The sequence below is a fragment of the Pauljensenia sp. 20925_1_34 genome, assembly GCF_041432775.1.
Classification (GTDB): domain Bacteria; phylum Actinomycetota; class Actinomycetes; order Actinomycetales; family Actinomycetaceae; genus Pauljensenia.
Genome location: NZ_JAPWAG010000006.1, coordinates 47,784 through 64,078 on the forward strand (window position 1 = coordinate 47,784; position 16,295 = coordinate 64,078).

The 16,295-nt window shown below is 66.8% G+C and carries 16 protein-coding genes; 5 read left to right on the top strand and 11 right to left on the bottom strand.

Translation table 11 applies throughout. The features are described from left to right. Nucleotides 1–44 precede the first annotated feature (44 nt). Complete coding sequence (locus tag O3669_RS03960; protein ID WP_314768446.1) at nt 45–959, top strand: LysR family transcriptional regulator; 915 nt, start codon at nt 45–47, stop codon at nt 957–959. 48 nt (nt 960–1,007) lie between these two features. Here O3669_RS03960 and O3669_RS03965 read toward each other — a convergent pair whose 3' ends face one another. The 4 genes from O3669_RS03965 to clpS are packed head-to-tail and all read right to left on the bottom strand — an operon-like array spanning nt 1,008 to nt 3,516. Next, complete coding sequence (locus O3669_RS03965) at nt 1,008–1,808, bottom strand: MBL fold metallo-hydrolase (protein WP_371523735.1); 801 nt, start codon at nt 1,806–1,808, stop codon at nt 1,008–1,010. After that, complete coding sequence (murI, locus tag O3669_RS03970; protein WP_371523736.1) at nt 1,805–2,635, bottom strand: glutamate racemase; 831 nt, start codon at nt 2,633–2,635, stop codon at nt 1,805–1,807. Before murI ends, O3669_RS03965 begins: the two co-directional genes overlap by 4 nt. A 17-nt stretch (nt 2,636–2,652) precedes the next feature. Beyond that, the gene (locus O3669_RS03975; RefSeq protein ID WP_295919576.1) at nt 2,653–3,225 is read right to left on the bottom strand and encodes a DUF2017 family protein; all 573 of its coding nucleotides are present in this window, start codon (nt 3,223–3,225) and stop codon (nt 2,653–2,655) included. 3 nt (nt 3,226–3,228) lie between these two features. Continuing rightward, nucleotides 3,229–3,516 (bottom strand): ATP-dependent Clp protease adapter ClpS, encoded by a 288-nt coding sequence (gene clpS, locus O3669_RS03980; RefSeq protein ID WP_295919578.1) that lies wholly within the window; start codon nt 3,514–3,516, stop codon nt 3,229–3,231. Nucleotides 3,517–3,597: 81 nt separating this feature from the next. On the opposite strand from clpS, the gene O3669_RS03985 reads away from it, so the two are divergent. Further along, on the top strand, nt 3,598–4,941 hold the full coding sequence (locus O3669_RS03985) for a nicotinate phosphoribosyltransferase (protein ID WP_314768442.1): 1,344 nt from the start codon (nt 3,598–3,600) through the stop codon (nt 4,939–4,941). A 105-nt stretch (nt 4,942–5,046) separates the two neighbouring features. On the opposite strand, the gene O3669_RS03990 is transcribed toward O3669_RS03985, so the two are convergent. The 7 genes from O3669_RS03990 to O3669_RS04020 all read right to left on the bottom strand — a co-directional run bounded on the left by O3669_RS03990 (nt 5,047) and on the right by O3669_RS04020 (nt 12,304). Further along, a complete protein-coding gene (locus O3669_RS03990) occupies nt 5,047–6,789 on the bottom strand; it encodes a DEAD/DEAH box helicase (RefSeq protein ID WP_314768439.1) in 1,743 nt (580 codons plus the stop codon). After that, nucleotides 6,786–7,118 carry a DUF3039 domain-containing protein gene (locus O3669_RS03995; protein WP_295919586.1) on the bottom strand — a complete coding sequence of 111 codons (333 nt, stop codon included), beginning with the start codon at nt 7,116–7,118 and terminating at the stop codon, nt 6,786–6,788. Before O3669_RS03995 ends, O3669_RS03990 begins: the two co-directional genes overlap by 4 nt. 130 nt (nt 7,119–7,248) lie before the next feature. Then, nucleotides 7,249–8,022 carry a glucosamine-6-phosphate deaminase gene (gene nagB / locus O3669_RS04000; protein WP_314768436.1) on the bottom strand — a complete coding sequence of 258 codons (774 nt, stop codon included), beginning with the start codon at nt 8,020–8,022 and terminating at the stop codon, nt 7,249–7,251. Between the two features lie 73 nt (nt 8,023–8,095). Continuing rightward, entirely contained in the window at nt 8,096–8,776 is a 681-nt protein-coding gene (locus O3669_RS04005) for a copper homeostasis protein CutC (protein WP_314768435.1), read from the bottom strand. Next, nucleotides 8,773–9,705, bottom strand: a complete 933-nt coding sequence (locus O3669_RS04010) for an ROK family protein (RefSeq protein WP_371523737.1) — start codon at nt 9,703–9,705, stop codon at nt 8,773–8,775. Before O3669_RS04010 ends, O3669_RS04005 begins: the two co-directional genes overlap by 4 nt. After that, nucleotides 9,702–11,159: a M81 family metallopeptidase gene (locus O3669_RS04015; RefSeq protein ID WP_371523739.1), complete on the bottom strand. Its 1,458-nt coding sequence runs from the start codon at nt 11,157–11,159 to the stop codon at nt 9,702–9,704. The genes O3669_RS04010 and O3669_RS04015 overlap by 4 nt, the downstream gene beginning before the upstream one ends. Continuing rightward, nucleotides 11,156–12,304: an ROK family protein gene (locus tag O3669_RS04020; RefSeq protein ID WP_371523740.1), complete on the bottom strand. Its 1,149-nt coding sequence runs from the start codon at nt 12,302–12,304 to the stop codon at nt 11,156–11,158. The genes O3669_RS04015 and O3669_RS04020 overlap by 4 nt, the downstream gene beginning before the upstream one ends. A 246-nt stretch (nt 12,305–12,550) precedes the next feature. Between O3669_RS04020 and O3669_RS04025 the strand changes: the two genes are divergently transcribed. The 3 genes from O3669_RS04025 (at nt 12,551) to O3669_RS04035 (ending at nt 16,289) form a co-directional block, all read left to right on the top strand. Beyond that, nucleotides 12,551–14,350 carry a peptide ABC transporter substrate-binding protein gene (locus O3669_RS04025; RefSeq protein WP_295921284.1) on the top strand — a complete coding sequence of 600 codons (1,800 nt, stop codon included), beginning with the start codon at nt 12,551–12,553 and terminating at the stop codon, nt 14,348–14,350. Between the two features lie 83 nt (nt 14,351–14,433). Then, entirely contained in the window at nt 14,434–15,393 is a 960-nt protein-coding gene (locus O3669_RS04030) for an ABC transporter permease (RefSeq protein ID WP_315282877.1), read from the top strand. After that, a complete protein-coding gene (locus O3669_RS04035) occupies nt 15,390–16,289 on the top strand; it encodes an ABC transporter permease (RefSeq protein WP_371523741.1) in 900 nt (299 codons plus the stop codon). The genes O3669_RS04030 and O3669_RS04035 overlap by 4 nt, the downstream gene beginning before the upstream one ends. The last annotated feature ends 6 nt before the right edge of the window (nt 16,290–16,295 follow it).

Consider the following 16,295-nt stretch of genomic DNA (forward strand, 5'->3'; position numbering starts at 1 on the left):
GGTTCTATAGTTATCTTGCAGTTTCGCTTAACAATGGAGTGTGCATGGACATCGACCCTCGACGCCTACCCTTCCTTCTATCGGTAGCGCGCGAAGGCGGCATCGTCGCCGCCGCTGACATCCTCATGGTCTCCCCCTCGGCGGTCTCCCAGCAGATCCAAAAGCTTGAGGAGGAGGTGGGCCTCAAACTCGTCGAGCGCACGACGTCGGGCGCGATCCTGACCCCCGCCGGCACCATCGTCGCCGAGGCCGGGGAACGCATCAACTCCAACATCGCCGAGGCCCTCAAGGCCCTGCGCCCGCTCACCGGACAGGTGACGGGCACGGTGACCCTCGGCGCTTTCCTGACGATCTGCCGGTCAACGCTAATCCCGGCCCTGCCCGACCTCACAGACGCACTGCCCGGCATCGACCTGCGTATCGAAGAGACGGAGGAGACCCCCGGCATGGCCGCGCTACGCACGGGCCACTTCGACATCCTCGTCATCGAGCGCGACGAGAATCCGGGTCTGGCCCCGCGCGGTTACACGGACATTCCGTTCATCGACGAGCCGTGGGTGCTCGTCACCCCCGACTCCGCTCCCCCGATTCGCTCAATCGAGGACCTGGCGGACCTGACGTGGCTGCGCGTCAACCCGGGCTCCAGCGGCGGCCACGTCATGCGCCGCATCACCAATGCCTTCCCGGACACACGCTGGGCACCCCACCTGTACACGACGTACGAGGCCGCCCGTTCCCTCGTGCGCGCACGCGCGGGATCGACGATTCTTCCGGCGATGGCGCTCGCCGGGGCACACACGAGCGGCATGAGGGTCACGCCCCTGCCCTCGCTGGGCACGCGCAAGATCCTGCTGCGACACAAGAACCACGGGTGGAGCGAGGCGGGCGGGCCCGCACGCGTCGTCGCCTTCCTCGCCGAGTGGCAGCGACACAACGCCTACTCCGCGCAGACGGACTGACGCGCGAGAAAACCCCGGCCTCGTGGAGGCCGGGGTAATTCTCAGGGGTCACAGGGCGACGACCAGCCCGGCCGCCGCGAAGTCGAGCGGGCCCATCCATGTCTGGCGCACCTCGGCGGCGACCCGGTCGCGTGGAGTCCACGGCTGGATGTGGGTGGCGATCATGCGCCCGACCCCAGCACGGGTCGCGAGCGTGCCCGCCCGCACGCCGTCCATGTGCATGTTGGGTTCGGTCTCATCCGTCGTGAAGCCGACCTCGCTCAGGAGCACGTCGGCCCCGCGCGCGCCCTCGACGATCGAGTCGCACAGGTCGGTGTCACCCGTGTAGAACAGGGTGACGCGTCGCGAGGGGTCTTCCTCCGAGGGACCTTCGATGCGCAGGCCGAAGGCTTCCACCGGGTGCAGGGCTCGGAAGGGGCGAATAACGAGGGACCCCACCTCGTAGGTGCTGCCCTGTGCAAGCTGCGTGAACGCGAATTCGCCGTCGTAGGACTCGCACTCGGGAGCGCCCTCAATCTGGCGCACGCGGTGCATCGTCTCGGCCGGCCCGAACAGGGACACGGGCCGAAGGGCGCAGGAGCCAGGGCCCCACTTGCGGTAGACCTGCAGGGATATGATGTCGCCCATGTGGTCCGCGTGGCAGTGCGACAGTGCCAGGGCGTCGAGCTCGCACGGGCACACGTGCGTCCACAGCGCGCCGAAGGACCCCGGCCCCATGTCGCAGACGAGAGAGAAGGTGCGCTCCTCGCCGGAGGCCGGGTCAATTCCTCGGGCCTGGACCAGGTAGGAGGACGCGGGAGACTGCGGGCCCGACATGGATCCTGTCGCGCCGATAACCGTCAGCTTCACGCGATTCCCCCACCGGTGTTGACGTGGGAGACAGCACCGACCTCGGGACCCAGGAAGCGGCGCGCCAAGCGCGGGAAGTTATCCGAGGCGCCGGTGGCCAGGAACTGGTGGCGCGGACCGGAGCCTGCAGGCCACGGGTCGTGCAGGACGCCTCGGTCCACCAGCTCGTTGTAGGTCACGTTCGCGGTCGCCTCCGAGGAGGTCACCAGCGTCACGCCCTCGCCCATGACGCGGCCGATGACGCCCGTGAGCAGCGGGTAGTGCGTGCAGCCCAGGATCAGCGTGTCCACGCCTTCTTCCTTGAGCGGGGTCAGGTACTCGCGGGCCACGGCCTCGATCTCCTCGCCCGTGGTCACCCCGGCCTCGACGAAGTCGACGAAGGCGGGGCACGCCTGCTGGCTGACGGTCAGCCCGGGGACGGCTGCGAGTGCGCGCAGGTAGGCCTCGGACTGGATGGTCGCCTTCGTCCCGATGACGCCGACGTGCTGGTTGCGCGTAGCGATGACGCTCTGGCGAGCGGCGGGCGTAATAACCTCAATGACGGGAATCCCGGCGTCGATCCAGTAGCGTTCCCGGGCGTCCGCGAGCGCGGCGGCCGTCGCCGTGTTGCACGCGATGACGAGCGCCTTCACGCCGCGTGAGGCGAGCTCGTCGAGGGCGGACAGCGTCAGCGAGCGCACCTGCGCGATCGCACGCGGACCGTAGGGGGTATGCTCGGTGTCGCCCAGGTAGACGATCTCTTCGTCGGGCAGCTTATCGATGACTGCACGGGCTACCGTCAGCCCACCCAGGCCCGAGTCGAAGATTCCGATCGGGGCGTTATTCATGTACTCGACCTTATTCCTCATTGAGAATTATTCACAGCTTCTAGCAGTGAGTCCTGCCACCAGGTGATCAGCATGTAGATCGCGGCGACCGTCTGCGCGCGCTCTCCCGTCGGCTCGCTCATGGCCATTTCTTCGACGCGCTGGGCGTCGCTCTGGTCCGAAAGGTCCAGCTCACCGGCTAAGCCGAGCCTAATGTCGTTGAGGGCGCCCAGCCACTCCCACACGCCCTCGCGGGGGATCACGAGCGTGTCCCCGTCCCCGTGTGTGATGTGTTCAAGATCGCTGACCACTGTGCGCAGTCGGACGGACTTTTCGGTGCGCAGGAGATCCTCGGTAAGGGCGCGCATCCGGGCAGCGTCTTCGTCGTCCTCGCTCATGGAGGGCAGCAGCATACTCAGGCTGCGTTCGCGCGGGGCTTCGCGGCGCTGTTCGGTTTCCGTGGCGGCGCTGACCATGGACGAGGTCGAGGCGAAGTCCCCGGGATCGTCGAGGACCACCAGGACCTCGCTGGCCAGCTGGCGCAGGAGTAGGGCCTCGCCGGTGCTCATCGACGAGGCGTAGGCGCCGTCACGATAAGCGAAGGCTTCCATGGACTAGTCCCTGTCCTCTTCGATGGTGGCGCGCAGGCCGTAGGAGTGCATGGCCATGACGTCGGCTTCGATGCGTTCGCGCACGCCCGTGGACACGGTGGCACGCCCGCGGGTGTGGACCGCCATCATGAGTTCTTCGGCGCGGGCGGTGGAATACCCGAAGTAGTTGCGAAACACGGCGGTCACGTAGCTCATGAGGTTGACCGGGTCGTCCCACACGACGGTACGCCACCGGGGCACTGAGGTGGAGGCCTCGTGCGTGCGGGGTACGGGTTGGACAACGGTGCTCATGTGTTAACCCTAAGTCGAATTGCTTGTCCATGAAAGAGATTTCGTACCCCGGTGACACGCTTCTCAGGGTAGGCTCACACTATGCCTGCATCGACATCCACTTCATTGCTGACAGATATGTACGAGCTCACGATGCTTGACGCCGCCCTGAAGGACGGCACTGCGCATCGTCGCTGCACCTTTGAGCTGTTTGGTCGTCGCCTGCCCGCCACGCGCCGCTTCGGCGTCGTTGCCGGGACCGGCCGAATCCTCGAGGCTCTGGAGCGTTTCGAGTTCGACGCCGAGCAGATCGACTGGCTGCGCAGTCAGGGGATCGTTTCGCACGAGGCTGCGGACTTCCTGGCCTCGTGGCGCTTCACGGGCGACATCTGGGGCTACGCCGAGGGCGAGTGCTACTTCCCCGGCTCCCCCCTGCTCACCGTTGAGGGTACCTTCGCGGACTGCACGCTCCTGGAGACGCTCCTCCTGTCGATCCTCAACCACGACTGCGCCGTGGCTTCGGCCGCCTCGCGTATGACGATCGCCGCACACGGCCGCCCCTGCATGGACATGGGTGCGCGCCGCGCCCACGAACGCGCCGCCGTCTCTGCCGCGCGCGCCGCGATCATCGGCGGCTTCCAGGGCACCTCCGACCTGGAGGCCGCCAAGCGCTACGGCATCCGCTGCATCGGCACGGCCGCCCACGCGTTCACGCTCCTGCACGACTCCGAGCGCGACGCCTTCGATTCCCAGGTCGCCAAGCTGGGCGCGGGCACGACGCTGCTCGTGGACACCTACGACATTCGGCAGGGCGTCATTCACGCGGTCGAGGCCGCGCGCGCCGCGGGCGGCGAGCTGGGCGCTGTGCGCCTGGACTCGGGCGACCTGGTCGCCGAGGCGTTCAAGGTGCGCGGACAGCTCGACGCGATGGGTGCCACCTCGACCAAGATCACGGTGACCTCCGACCTGGACGAGTACGCGATCGCCGCACTGGGTGCGGCCCCCGTCGACTCCTACGGCGTGGGTACCAAGCTCGTGACGGGTTCGGGCGTGCCGACGGCCGCCCTGGTCTACAAGGTCGTCCAGCGCGAGGACAGCGACGGGGCGACCGTGTCGGTCGCCAAGAAGGCCGAGTCGAAGTCCACGGTGGGCGGGCGCAAGGTTGCCGGCCGCGTCTTGGGCGAAGACGGCTACGCCACCGAGGAACTCCTGCTCGTGGGCACCTCCTTCGAGGAGGGCCAGGCCCTGCTGGCCGAGCGCGGCGCTCGCCCGCTGCAGGTCCAGCTGGTCCGCGGCGGCCAGATCGACGCCGAAGCCTGGGGTCCCGAGGCGCTGTCCCGCGCCCAGGACCATCACCTGAGTGCCCGTAACGAGCTGCCCTACCAGGCCTGGCGTCTGTCCGAGGGTGAGGCCGCGATCCCCACGCGCTACGAGCAGGTCGACTGAGATCAGCTGAGTGCGCGACGAAGCCCTGACCTCGTTCTCCTCGATGAGAGGGGACGAGGCCGGGGCTCGTGTGGTGTGATGTCTCCGCGCGGCGCGGGGCAGGGCTCAGTGGCGGCCGACGAACCATTCACGCAGCAGGGCGATGCGCGCCTCGATCTGTTCGGTCGTCGCCTGGGCGACCTCGGGGCCGCCGCAGCGCGAGCGCAGGCGCGAGTGAATGGTCGCGTGGGTTTCGCCCGAGCGCCGCGACCACGTGGAGACCAGATGCTGGAGTTCCTTGCGCTTGGCGGCGCGCACCTTGTGGGCCGGCATCCCGGCGTTCTCCTCGCGCATCTTCTGCGCGGCGCGGCTCTTCTTCTGGGCGGCGACCTGATCGGCCTGGCGGGCCCGCAGCAGGGTCGTCACCTGGTCGGCGTCCAGCAGGCCGGGGATGCCCAGGTATTCCTGTTCTTCCTCGGATCCGACCTCGGCGCCCGCGCCCCACGCGGCGCCGTCGAAGAGGACGCCGTCGAACTCGGCGTCGGCGCCCAGGACCTCGAATTGGGAGAGCAGGTCGGAGGAAGCTTTTTCCTCGCGGTTGGCGGCCGCGACCAGGGCGTCCTCGGGGTTCCACATGTCGTCGTCGCTGGCCTCGTCGCGCTTGGGGCGGTCCAGCGCGTGGTCGCGCTCGACCTCCATGTCGCCCGCCAGGGTCAGCAGGGGCACGACGGAGGGGATGAAGACGGTGGCCGTCTCACCGCGGCGCCGGGCTCGCACGTAGCGGCCGATGGCCTGGGCGAAGAAGAGGGGGGTGGAGGCGTTGGTCGCGTAGACGCCGACCGCGAGGCGGGGGACGTCGACGCCCTCGGACACCATGCGAACGGCGACCATCCACTTGTCGGTGGAGTCGGCGAACTCGGAAATACGGTCGGAGGCGTCCGCGTCGTCGGACAGGACGACCGTGGGAGCCTTGCCGGTGATGAGGCGCAGGTGGCGGGCGTAGGCGCGCGCGTGGTCCTGGTTTGAGGCGATGACGAGGCCGCCCGCATCGGGTACGGCGCGGCGCACCTCGTCGAGGCGCAGGTCGGCGGCACGCAGGACGGCGGGAATCCACTCACCCTTGGGGTCCAGCGCGGTGCGCCAGGCCTGCTTCATCATGTCCTTGGTCAGGGGCTCGCCCAGGCGGGCGCTGACCTCGTCGCCGGCGTTGGTACGCCAGGCCATCTGACCCGAATAGGACATGAACAGGACGGGGCGCACGACGTTATCTTTCAGGGCGTCGCCGTAGCCGTAGGTGTAGTCGGCGCGCGAGCGTCGAATGCCTTCCTCGTCCTCCTCGTAGGTCACGAAAGGGATCGGCGAGGTGTCAGAGCGGAAGGGCGTGCCCGTCAGCGCCAGGCGACGCGTCGCGTCCGTGAAGGCCTCGCGCACACCGTCGCCCCACGATAGGGAGTCGCCGGCGTGGTGGATCTCGTCGAGGATGACCAGGGTGCGGTAGGCGCGGGTGCGCGCCGCGTGGACGGCCGGGTTGGAGCCGATCTGGGCGTAGGTGACGGCGACGCCGTCGAAGTGCGAACCGGCCACGCCCTGCGCGTTCGTAAAGTCGGGGTCGATGTGGATGCCGAAGCGCGCAGCGCTCGAGGCCCACTGGCCCTTGAGGTGCTCGGTGGGGCACACGACGGTGAGCTTGTCGACGACGCCGCGGGCGATCAGCTCGGTCGCGAGCGTCAGCGCGAAGGTCGTCTTACCCGCGCCAGGCGTCGCGACCGCCAGGAAGTCGCGCGGAGAGGCGGCCATGTAGCGTTCCAGGGCAGCGGCCTGCCAGGCGCGCAGCCTACCAACGGGCGCGCGCCGAGTCGTCTCGCTCACTTGCCGGAGCCCTTACCGCCGTCGGAGAAGGGCCAGTTGCGCCCATTTTTACCCATGGAGTCGCGCAGTTCCTTGCACGTGGGGCACACGGGGTACTGGGAGGCGTCGCGGGTGGGAATCCAGACCTTGCCGCACAGAGCGACGACGGGCTGGCCGGTCACCATCGAGGAGTTCGCCTTGTCTTTGCGCACGAAGTGGGCGAAGCGGTCGCCGTCGCCGTCCGTGCGTTCCTTGCGGGTCTCGGTGCGCTCCAGCAGGCCGGTCGAGGACGCGGTGGAGGGGCCGGAGGGCGCGGAGGGGCCGGTGGGTTCGTCAAGGGCGTTACGCATGGGGTCCATTGTACGACCCGCAGGTGGTCAAGGGCGGGATGCGGCGTACGCGGGGAGCGGAAGCACCGGGCGCGACAATGCCCCGGCCTCGTAGGGACGAGGCCGGGGCGGGCGAACGTGGAAAACTATCTCACAGGTGTTCCTTCTCCCAAACCTCCTTGTAGAAGTCTGCGAGCTCGAGCTTGGAGGCGGCGGCCTCGTCGAGGAGCACGGTGACGTCGGGGTGGTACTGGAGGATGGACGCAGGCCAGCGCTGGGTGACGCCGCCCTCGATCATGGCCTTGACCGCGTCGGCCTTGCCCTCACCGGTGGCGATGAAGATGTGGGCGCGCGAGTCCATGATCGTGCCCAGGCCCTGGGTCACGCAGTGCGTGGGGACCTGGTCGATGTCGCCGTCGAAGAAGCGGGCGTTGTCACGGCGAGTCTGCTCGGTCAGGACGCCCACGTGGGTGCGCGAGGCCAGGGTGCCGCCGGGCTCGTTGAAGCCGATGTGGCCGTCGCTTCCGATGCCGAGGACCTGGATGTCGATGCCGCCGTCGGCCTTGATGGCCTCGTCGTAGGCGGCAGCGGCGGCCTCGAGGTCATCGCACCAGCCGTCGGGGCCGTGTGCCGCACCCTCGGGCATGTCGACCAGGTCGACGAGGTTGCGGTGGATGAAGTTCGCGTAGCCCTCGTAGTGGTCGCGGGGCAGGCCCACGTACTCGTCGAGGTTGTAGGAGCGAACCTGGGCAAAGGAGATCTGACCGGCCTGGTAGCGGCGCACGAGCTCCGCGTAGAGCTTGAGCGGCGAGGAGCCGGTGGCCAGGCCGAGCACGAAGTTCGGCTTAGCGCGGTACACCTCGAGGATGCGGTCCGCTGCCAGGGATGCGATCTGATCTTCGTCGTTGAAAATTCCAATTCTCATGTGGTTAAGCTTACGCTCCCATCATTGATTCATCAGACGAATCGACAATTTTTCCCAAAATATGTGATCGTGGCTACCCGTGGAGCGCCGCGACGATCCGCTCGACCTCGGCGCGGTCGGTTCCCGACATGCCGGGCGCCCGCATGTGGACTTCGCGCGCGCCGCAGGCCGCCACGACCTCGGCGACGTTGTGTGCGCGCAGCCCGCCCGAGACCAGGATGATGATGTCGTCTCCCCCGCGCTGCACGAGGCGAGCCAAGGCCTCGGGCTGAGCGACGGCCGGGTGCCCACCTGTCGTCAGGACGCGGTCGTAGCCGAGCTCCATGAGGATGTCGAGGCCTCGATCCTGGTCCGCAACCTGGTCGAATCCGCGGTGGAAGGTCAGGGGCGCATCTTCGGCGGTGTCGCGCAGGCGCGCGGCCGCGTCCACGTTGATGGTTCCGTCGCCATTCAAGACGCCGACGACGAAGCCCAGCCGCACGGGCGCACCCTCGCCGATGGCACTGAGAGTCACGATGTCGGAGGCGATGCGGTCGACCTCTTCGCGCGTATGGACGAAGTTGCCGGGGCGCGGACGCACAAGCACCTGAACGCCTCCGGTGGGCGCCACCTCGAGGGCGGCCACCACCTCGTCGAAGGCTGGGGTCAGGCCCCCGCACGACAGGTCGGTGCAGATCTCAATGCGGTCCGCTCCCCCATCGCGGGCGCGGTGTACTCCGACGGCGTCCTCGACGCAGATTTCCACGATAGTCACGGCTGCCACCTTTCATAGCAGGTCGATCCGCCCACGCGGGCGGCCAGGATCGCGGCGCCCCAGCGACCGCCCGACCCTCCCAGGGAGGCGCGCACGATCGTCGGAGCATCGCGGAATGTCAGCATCGATGCCAGTTCCTCGCGCAGCGGTGCCAGCAGGTTCTCCCCCGCATGGGACAGTCCGCCGCCGATGATGATGCGCTCGACGTCGACGGTGAGCGTCATGTGGGTTAAAGACAGGGCCAGGGCACGCACGGCGGTTTCCCACACCTCGGTGGCCACAGGGTCGGTGCCGATCGCTTTCTCGATGGCTTTGGTGCCGATGTCCTCGCCGGTGGCCTGCGCGTAGCGGCGGGCGATCCCCTTGGCGGAGGCGTAGACCTCCAGGCAGCCGCGTGATCCGCACCGGCAAGGCTCTCCCCCGGGGAAGATGGGGGCGTGCCCGACTTCACCGGCGCAAAATGTCGCTCCGCTCCACAGCTGGTTCCCGAGCATGAGGGCCACGGAGATGCCCGTGCCGATGGGCATCATGAGGAAGGAGGATGCCCCGCGACCCGCGCCGAGGAGTCCCTCGGCCAGGCCGGCGGCGCGTCCGTCATGCATGAGTGCGGCGGGCACACCCGTTGCTTCCTCGACCGCGCGGGCCAGCTGGACGCCACGCAGCTCGAGGTTCGCCGCGTAGACGACCGTTCCCTTCTCCTCATCGACGAGGCCGGGGCAGATCAGTCCGACACCCACCAGTCCCGGATGGGCATGAGCCAACCGGGAGCCGATGCCGCCCACCTGCTCGGCCACGGCCTCGCACCTTGTGGGTTCACTCCCCTGCGTGAGGATTGCGCCGGACTCGTCGACGATCATCCACTTGATGGACGTGCCGCCGATGTCGATGCCCGCGAAGACGGGGCCGGCGGCGTCCTTGACGGTACTCACGGGACGACCACCTGCGCGTGCAGATCGGGCTCGTCCATATCGGGATCGAAGGGGTACATCGGGCGTTCGATCTTGTGGTGACCGAGGCGGATGAGGTCCTGATCGACGCCGCCGGGGGTCAGGGCCATGAGCCAGCCCTTCTGCGTGTCGTACAGGTCAGGCTCGAGGTAGCCGATCTTGACGACGACCACGTCGGCGGCGGTGATGTCGACGCCGAGCAGCTCGAACTGGCTGAACATCGTGTACTGGTTGCGGTTGGTGGTCACGATGAAGCGCAGGCCGCCGGTGCGCAGCAGCGCAGTGTGCCCGCCCATCGGGTCGTCGGCCAGGGCCTCGACGGTCGCGGTCACGGCGAGCGGGCCGGGCTCGCGGGTGTCGATGTGTCCGCCCACCTCGAGGTCGACCTCTGCCCCGACGCCGGCCTGCCAGGCGACGTCCGCCGCAGCGGGGTCGATGATGGATGCGTACACGACGTCGAGGGTCGCCTCCTGGACAGGCTTCCACGCCAGCAGGGCCGCGAGCGCGACCGTGACGTCGTCTGCGCCGCCGGCGCCCGGGTTGTCGCCGGAGTCGGAGATGAAGAAGGGCTTGGGGCCTTCCTCGGCGGCCGCCAGGCACTCCTCCATGGAGGCGACGGGGGCGACGAACTCAAAGCGGTCGTGGGCGGCCCAGAAGGCGCGGCCGATGTGCTCGGCCTGCTCCTTGACCAGTTCTGCGTCGTCGCCCGTGACGACGACGGCGCCCTTGCAGCGGGGCTGGTCGGCCCACGCGAAGCCGATCCAGATGGCAGCGTCCAAGATGCCGTCCATTTCTTCGACGGGGTCGATCATCTTGTAGAGGGACTTGGCGGGTTCGATGCGGGTCGAGGTCTTTTCGCCGGGCAGCAGGACGGGGACGTGGACGAGGGCCTTGACGGGCTTGGGCGCTCCGTTGAGCAGGCGCATGCCCAGGTTGTAGGCGGCGCGGCGGCGCGATTCGAGGGCGTCCTCGTGGGGTGCCAGGCGGTAGCAGGTCAGGATGTCGCAGCCATCGAAGAGGTCCTGGGAGACGTTGCCGTGCAGGTCCATGGAGGCGCTGACCATGGGCTCGGGGCCGATGACCGCGCGGATGGCGTTGATGAGGTCGCCTTCGGCGTCGTCCATGCCCTCCACGCTCATCGCGCCGTGGATGTCGAAGAAGAGGCCATCGAGGGGGCCGGCGGCCGCGAGGCCCTCGAGGATCTCGGCCTTCCACGCGTCGTAGGCGCCGCGCTCGACGACGCCGCCGGGCAGGGCGCGCGAGTGCAGGACGGGGATCCACTCGATCTGGGTGGCCCAGTCCTCGTCGCGCCAATAGAAGCGATCCATGAGTTCCTCGCCGCGCGTGACGATAAAGTCGTCGGCGGTCGAGACGTAGGGCGTGAACGTCGAGGATTCGATGTGAATTCCGGCGACCGCGATGCGGGGCTTCGTCATGAGCGATTCTCCTTTGAGATCTTTTGGGGGGTGAGGGTCGACAGGCCCCAGAGCGCGGCGTCACGCCCGGAGCGGGATGATTCGATGACAAGTGCCTCCATGATGGAGGGCAGGCAGGACTGGTGGAGGGCAGCGCGCACGCCGGCGGTGAAGGCGTCGACGGCGGACAGGGCCCCGCCGAGGATGACTCCCTGGGGGGCCAGGAAGGACACGAGGTGTGCGAGGCTGTGGCCGAGCAGGGTGCCCGCCTGGCGGATGGCGGTGGCCACTTCGGGGATGCCGTCGCGCGCGGCGGCCAGGAGCTGGGCATTGTTCTCGTAGACGAGGCCGGCCTGGGCCAGGTCGACGCGGATCGAGTCCGCTGAGGCGATTGTCTCCAGGCACCCGACGTTGCCGCATTTGCAGGGTCTACCGGCGGCTTCGTCGACGGGGATATGTGAGATGTCCCCGGCCAGGCCGCCTCGTCCGACGAGGGGAACCCCGTCGACGAGGTAGGCGCCGCCGATCGCCGACCCAGCCTTGACGTATATAAGGGTGTCGATGTCGGCCACCCCCTCGAGCCGGCGCCGGTACACCGACTCGCCGATGGCTCCGGCGCGCGCGTCGTTTTCGATGATCGCGGGCAGACCGCAGTGCTTGGCCACGGCCTCGGCGACGTTAATGCCATCCCATCCGGGCATGCGGGCGGGGCGGATGACGCGGCTACGCTCGGCGTCGACGGGTCCGGGCACGGCCATGGCGAGGCCACCAACGCGCACGTTGGCTGCGCCCTCCTGGCGGGAGATTTCCTCCATGACGGTCGCGAGGACGGCCTCGGGGCCGCTGGCGATGTCGACGAGAAGGCTGGTGGCCTTGCCGATACCCAGGGTCGGGTCGGTCAGGGCGACGAGGCCGTGGTGGGCTCCCAGCTCAACAAGAGCAAGCGCACCGATGCCTTCCGAGGTCACAAGGCGGCGCGCGCGGCGCCCACCGGTGGACACCGATTCGTCTGCCTCCGCGATGACCCCGGCCTCGACGAGACGTGAGACGGAGGCAGACACGGTCGAAGCTGCCAGGCCAGTGTGTTTGACAATGGCGGGCCGAGTGTCCGCCTGACCGGAGCCAATCAGCGTCAACACGGTCTCATCGACATCCATGGTCGCCATGACACCTCCCAGTTAGATTCTTAGTAACCGCTGTGTTACCTGTGCTCAGCGTTGAGGACAGAAACAATTATGCCTCAATAACGAAAGTTTCGTACTTCTTTTTTCGAAAGTCGCCGTTATTTTTTCGTAACATTCAATATTTTTCTCATTATGGCGACACAGTGTGCGAAACTGTCATATGATGGACACCATCTGGTGGGACCACACTCCCTCAGAGTCCCTGATCAACGTTGATTTGGAGTAGTCATGAAGCTCAGCACGAAGCGGTGGATCACCGCGGGCGCGACTCTCGCCATGGTTGCGACCATGGGCCTGTCCGCCTGTAGCACCAACCGCGGCACCCTCACCTCAGAGACTGGAAAGAACGAGGTCACCATGGCCTCGCGCACTCCGAACTGGATCTTCCCGATCTCAGCCAAGGGCTACACCCAGGGCGAGAACGGCCAGTTCATCCAGGCGATGTACCGCCCTCTCTTCGCCTACAAGTCCACCTCCGAAACCCCCTACAAGATCAACCTGGACAAGTCTCTGGGCACTGTTCCCGAGGTCTCCGAGGACGGTAAGACCTACACCATCAAGCTGCGCGATGACGCCAAGTGGTCCGACGGCACCCCCGTCTCCACGCGCGACATCGAGTTCTGGTGGAACCTGGTGACCAACAACAAGGACGAGTGGGCCTCCTACAAGGAGGGCTTCTTCCCCGATGGCGCCACGCTCGACATCAAGGACGAGCACACCTTCTCCATTACGACCGAAGACTCCTTCGCCCCCGCCTGGTTCATTGACAACCAGATCAACAAGGTCGCCCTGCTCCCCCAGCACGCCTGGGACAAGTCGAGCGCGGACGAGGCCGTCTCCGACATGGACCGCACCCCCGAGGGCGCCCAGGCTGTCTTCGCCTACCTGCAGGGCGAGGCCAAGAAGCTGTCGTCCTACGCCGACAACCCGCTGTGGCAGACCGTCAACGGCCCCTGGAAGCTCAAGGAATTCACCCCCGAACAGGGCCTGACTCTCGTCCCCAACGAGAACTACTGGGGCAAGGACAAGCCCCAGATCGACGCTCTGATCTACAAGTCCTTCACCGGTGACGACGCCGAGTTCAACTCCGTGCGCTCGGGCTCCATCGACTTCGGCTACATCCCTGCCGCGCAGTACAACCAGCGCTCCACCGTCGAAGGCAAGGGCTACAACGTCTTCCTGTGGCCCGGCAACTCCATCACCTACCTGGCGCTGAACTTCGCCCCCCAGGCTCCCGCCTCGAAGTACATCAACCAGAAGTACATCCGCCAGGCGATGCAGCAGCTCATCGACCAGCCGACCCTGTCTCAGAAGATCTGGTCCGGCACCGCCTCCCCGACGTGTGGCCCCGTGCCCATGGCAGCGGATAAGGTCGGCACCACCGAGGGTTGCGTCTACTCCTTCAACCCCGATGCTGCCAAGAAGCTCCTGGAGGACCACGGCTGGAAGGTCGTGCCCGACGGTGAGAGCACCTGCGAGAACCCCGGCACCGGCGAGGGCCAGTGCGGCGAGGGCATCGAGGCCGGCGACAAGCTGAGCTTCAAGCTCGTCTCCCAGTCTGGCTTCGTCTCCACGCACCAGATGTTCGAGGAGATCATCTCCCAGTTCGGCAAGCTTGGCATCAAGATCGATATGAGCGAGGTTCCGGACTCGGTGGGTGCCTCGCAGGCATGCAGTGACGAGTCCCCCTGCACCTGGGACCTGTCCTTCTTCGGCTCCCAGACCTCGTGGGGCTTCCCGATCTACGCCTCCGGCGAGCGTCTCTTCGCCACTGACGCCCCCGTCAACCTCGGCCAGTACTCCAACCCCGAGGCCGACAAGCTGATCGTCGAGTCGACCCGCTCCTCCGAGCCTGACGCTCTCCAGGCCTACAACGACTTCCTCGCGGAGGACCTCCCCGTTCTGTGGATGCCCAACCCGTACTACCAGATCACCGCTGTGAAGAATACGCTCAACCTGGGCGAGCTCGACGCAACGGGCGACACCTGGCCCGAGGATTGGTCGTGGAAGACCGACGAGGCTAAGTAAGCGCTCATCCCACCGCCTCACGGGGCAGGCGCCCGCACCCGCTCTCGCGCGCGGGCGCCTGCCCCCTTACTGTGGAGTTCGCAATGTTGCAATTCATCCTCAAACGCCTCGGCCAGGCAGTCGTCGTCGTCTTCCTGGTCACCATCATCACCTTCGTCCTTCTCCAGTCCCAGCCGGGCGGTGCCGCCCGTGCGGCCCTGGGCAAGGACGCGACGAAAGAACAGCTCGCGGCCTTCGACCACGAAAACGGATACGACCGACCGATCCCCGAGCAGTACGTCACCTACCTCAACAAGATCGCGCATGGCGACTTCGGCTACTCCTACCAGCACAACCAGTCCGTCAACGAGCTGCTGGCCGCCCGCCTCCCGCGCACCATCTTCCTCTCCCTGCTGTCCACCATCCTCGCCCTAATCATCGCTATTCCCCTGGGTGTGTGGCAGGCGGTGAAGAGAAACAAACCACCGGACTACATCGTGACGATCGCGTGTCTGCTGGCCTACTCGACGCCAATCTTCTTCGCGGGCCTGATCCTCATCGTCCTCTTCTCTCAGGTGTGGCCGATCCTTCCCAATGACGCTCCGCAGGGCCAGAACCTGTCCGTTATGTGGGAGCAGTGGGATCACCTGGTTTTGCCCGTCTGCGCGCTCTCGGTCGGCACGATCGCCGCCTACGCCCGCTACGTACGCTCCTCCATGGTGGACAACCTCAACGAGCAGTACGTGCGCACCGCGCGCGCCAAGGGCCTATCGGAGTTCCGCGTGGTCTTCGTGCACACCCTGCGCAACGCCATGTTCCCCGTCATCACCATGATCGGCCTGTACATTCCCGCGATGTTCTGTGGCGCCCTCGTTATCGAGACGCTGTTTAACTTCAACGGCATGGGCTACCTCTACTACCAGGCGACCGGCCGACGCGACTACCCGATCCTCCTGGGCGTGGCCCTGATCGTCTCCTTCGCAACGGTCATCGGCGCACTCCTGGCGGACTTCCTCTACGCCCTGGCTGATCCCCGCATCCGACTGGCAGGACGATCGAAATGACCACAGCAACCGCAACCCCCGCCGCGCCGGCGAAGGCGCGCACAGCCCGCAAGTCGACGAAGCTCCAGGGCCTGCAGGTTTTCATGGAGAACAGGCTCGCCGTCTTCGGCGTGTTCCTGCTGCTGATCCTGCTGGCCTTCTCCTTCATCGGCCCCATGTTCTACGTGACCGATCAGGTTCACACCGACCTGTCGATCTCGGCACTGCCTCCCTCATCCGAGCATCCGCTGGGCACCGATATGGTCGGATACGACCAGCTCGGCCGCCTCATGAAGGGCGGACAGACCTCGATCATCGTCGGCCTCTTCGCCGGCATTATCGCGACCACGATCGGTACCCTGTACGGCGCGATCGCGGGCTTTATTGGAGGCTGGGTCGACGCAGTCATGATGCGTATCGTTGACGCGCTCATGTCCGTGCCCGTCCTGTTCCTCTTCATGCTCATCGCCACGATGGTCCCCCCGACGGTCCCCGTCCTGATCATCATCATGTCGGCGCTGTCCTGGCTGGGCACGTCCCGACTGATTCGAGGCGAAGCCCTGTCCCTGCGCACCCGCGAGTATGTCGTCGCGATGCGCGGTATGGGCGGGTCGATGCCCCGGGCGATCCGCACGCACATCGTGCGTAACACAATTGGTACCGTCATTGTCAACGCGACCTTCCAGGTCGCCGACGCAGTCCTCTACGTCGCCTACCTGTCCTTCCTTGGCCTGGGCGCGCAGCCTCCCGCTACCGACTGGGGAGCCATGCTCTCCAACAGCCAGTCGCACGTGTACTCGGGCAACTGGTGGCTGCTCTACCCGCCGGGCGTCCTCATCATCATCCTGGTCTTGTCGTTCAACTTTATCGGCGACGGCCTGCGTGACGCCTTCGAAGTTCGACTGCGCAAGAGGTGAGAAGAA

What these genes read in the sequence shown, in the direction of transcription:
- O3669_RS03960 (WP_314768446.1), top strand. Translation starts at nt 45, where the DNA reads ATGGACATCGACCCTCGACGCCTACCCTTCCTTCTATCGGTAGCGCGC.
- murI (WP_371523736.1), bottom strand. Translation starts at nt 2,635, where the DNA reads ATGAATAACGCCCCGATCGGAATCTTCGACTCGGGCCTGGGTGGGCTG.
- O3669_RS03975 (WP_295919576.1), bottom strand. Translation starts at nt 3,225, where the DNA reads ATGGAAGCCTTCGCTTATCGTGACGGCGCCTACGCCTCGTCGATGAGC.
- clpS (WP_295919578.1), bottom strand. Translation starts at nt 3,516, where the DNA reads ATGAGCACCGTTGTCCAACCCGTACCCCGCACGCACGAGGCCTCCACC.
- O3669_RS03985 (WP_314768442.1), top strand. Translation starts at nt 3,598, where the DNA reads ATGCCTGCATCGACATCCACTTCATTGCTGACAGATATGTACGAGCTC.
- O3669_RS03995 (WP_295919586.1), bottom strand. Translation starts at nt 7,118, where the DNA reads ATGCGTAACGCCCTTGACGAACCCACCGGCCCCTCCGCGCCCTCCGGC.
- nagB (WP_314768436.1), bottom strand. Translation starts at nt 8,022, where the DNA reads ATGAGAATTGGAATTTTCAACGACGAAGATCAGATCGCATCCCTGGCA.
- O3669_RS04015 (WP_371523739.1), bottom strand. Translation starts at nt 11,159, where the DNA reads ATGACGAAGCCCCGCATCGCGGTCGCCGGAATTCACATCGAATCCTCG.
- O3669_RS04020 (WP_371523740.1), bottom strand. Translation starts at nt 12,304, where the DNA reads ATGGCGACCATGGATGTCGATGAGACCGTGTTGACGCTGATTGGCTCC.
- O3669_RS04025 (WP_295921284.1), top strand. Translation starts at nt 12,551, where the DNA reads ATGAAGCTCAGCACGAAGCGGTGGATCACCGCGGGCGCGACTCTCGCC.
- O3669_RS04030 (WP_315282877.1), top strand. Translation starts at nt 14,434, where the DNA reads ATGTTGCAATTCATCCTCAAACGCCTCGGCCAGGCAGTCGTCGTCGTC.
- O3669_RS04035 (WP_371523741.1), top strand. Translation starts at nt 15,390, where the DNA reads ATGACCACAGCAACCGCAACCCCCGCCGCGCCGGCGAAGGCGCGCACA.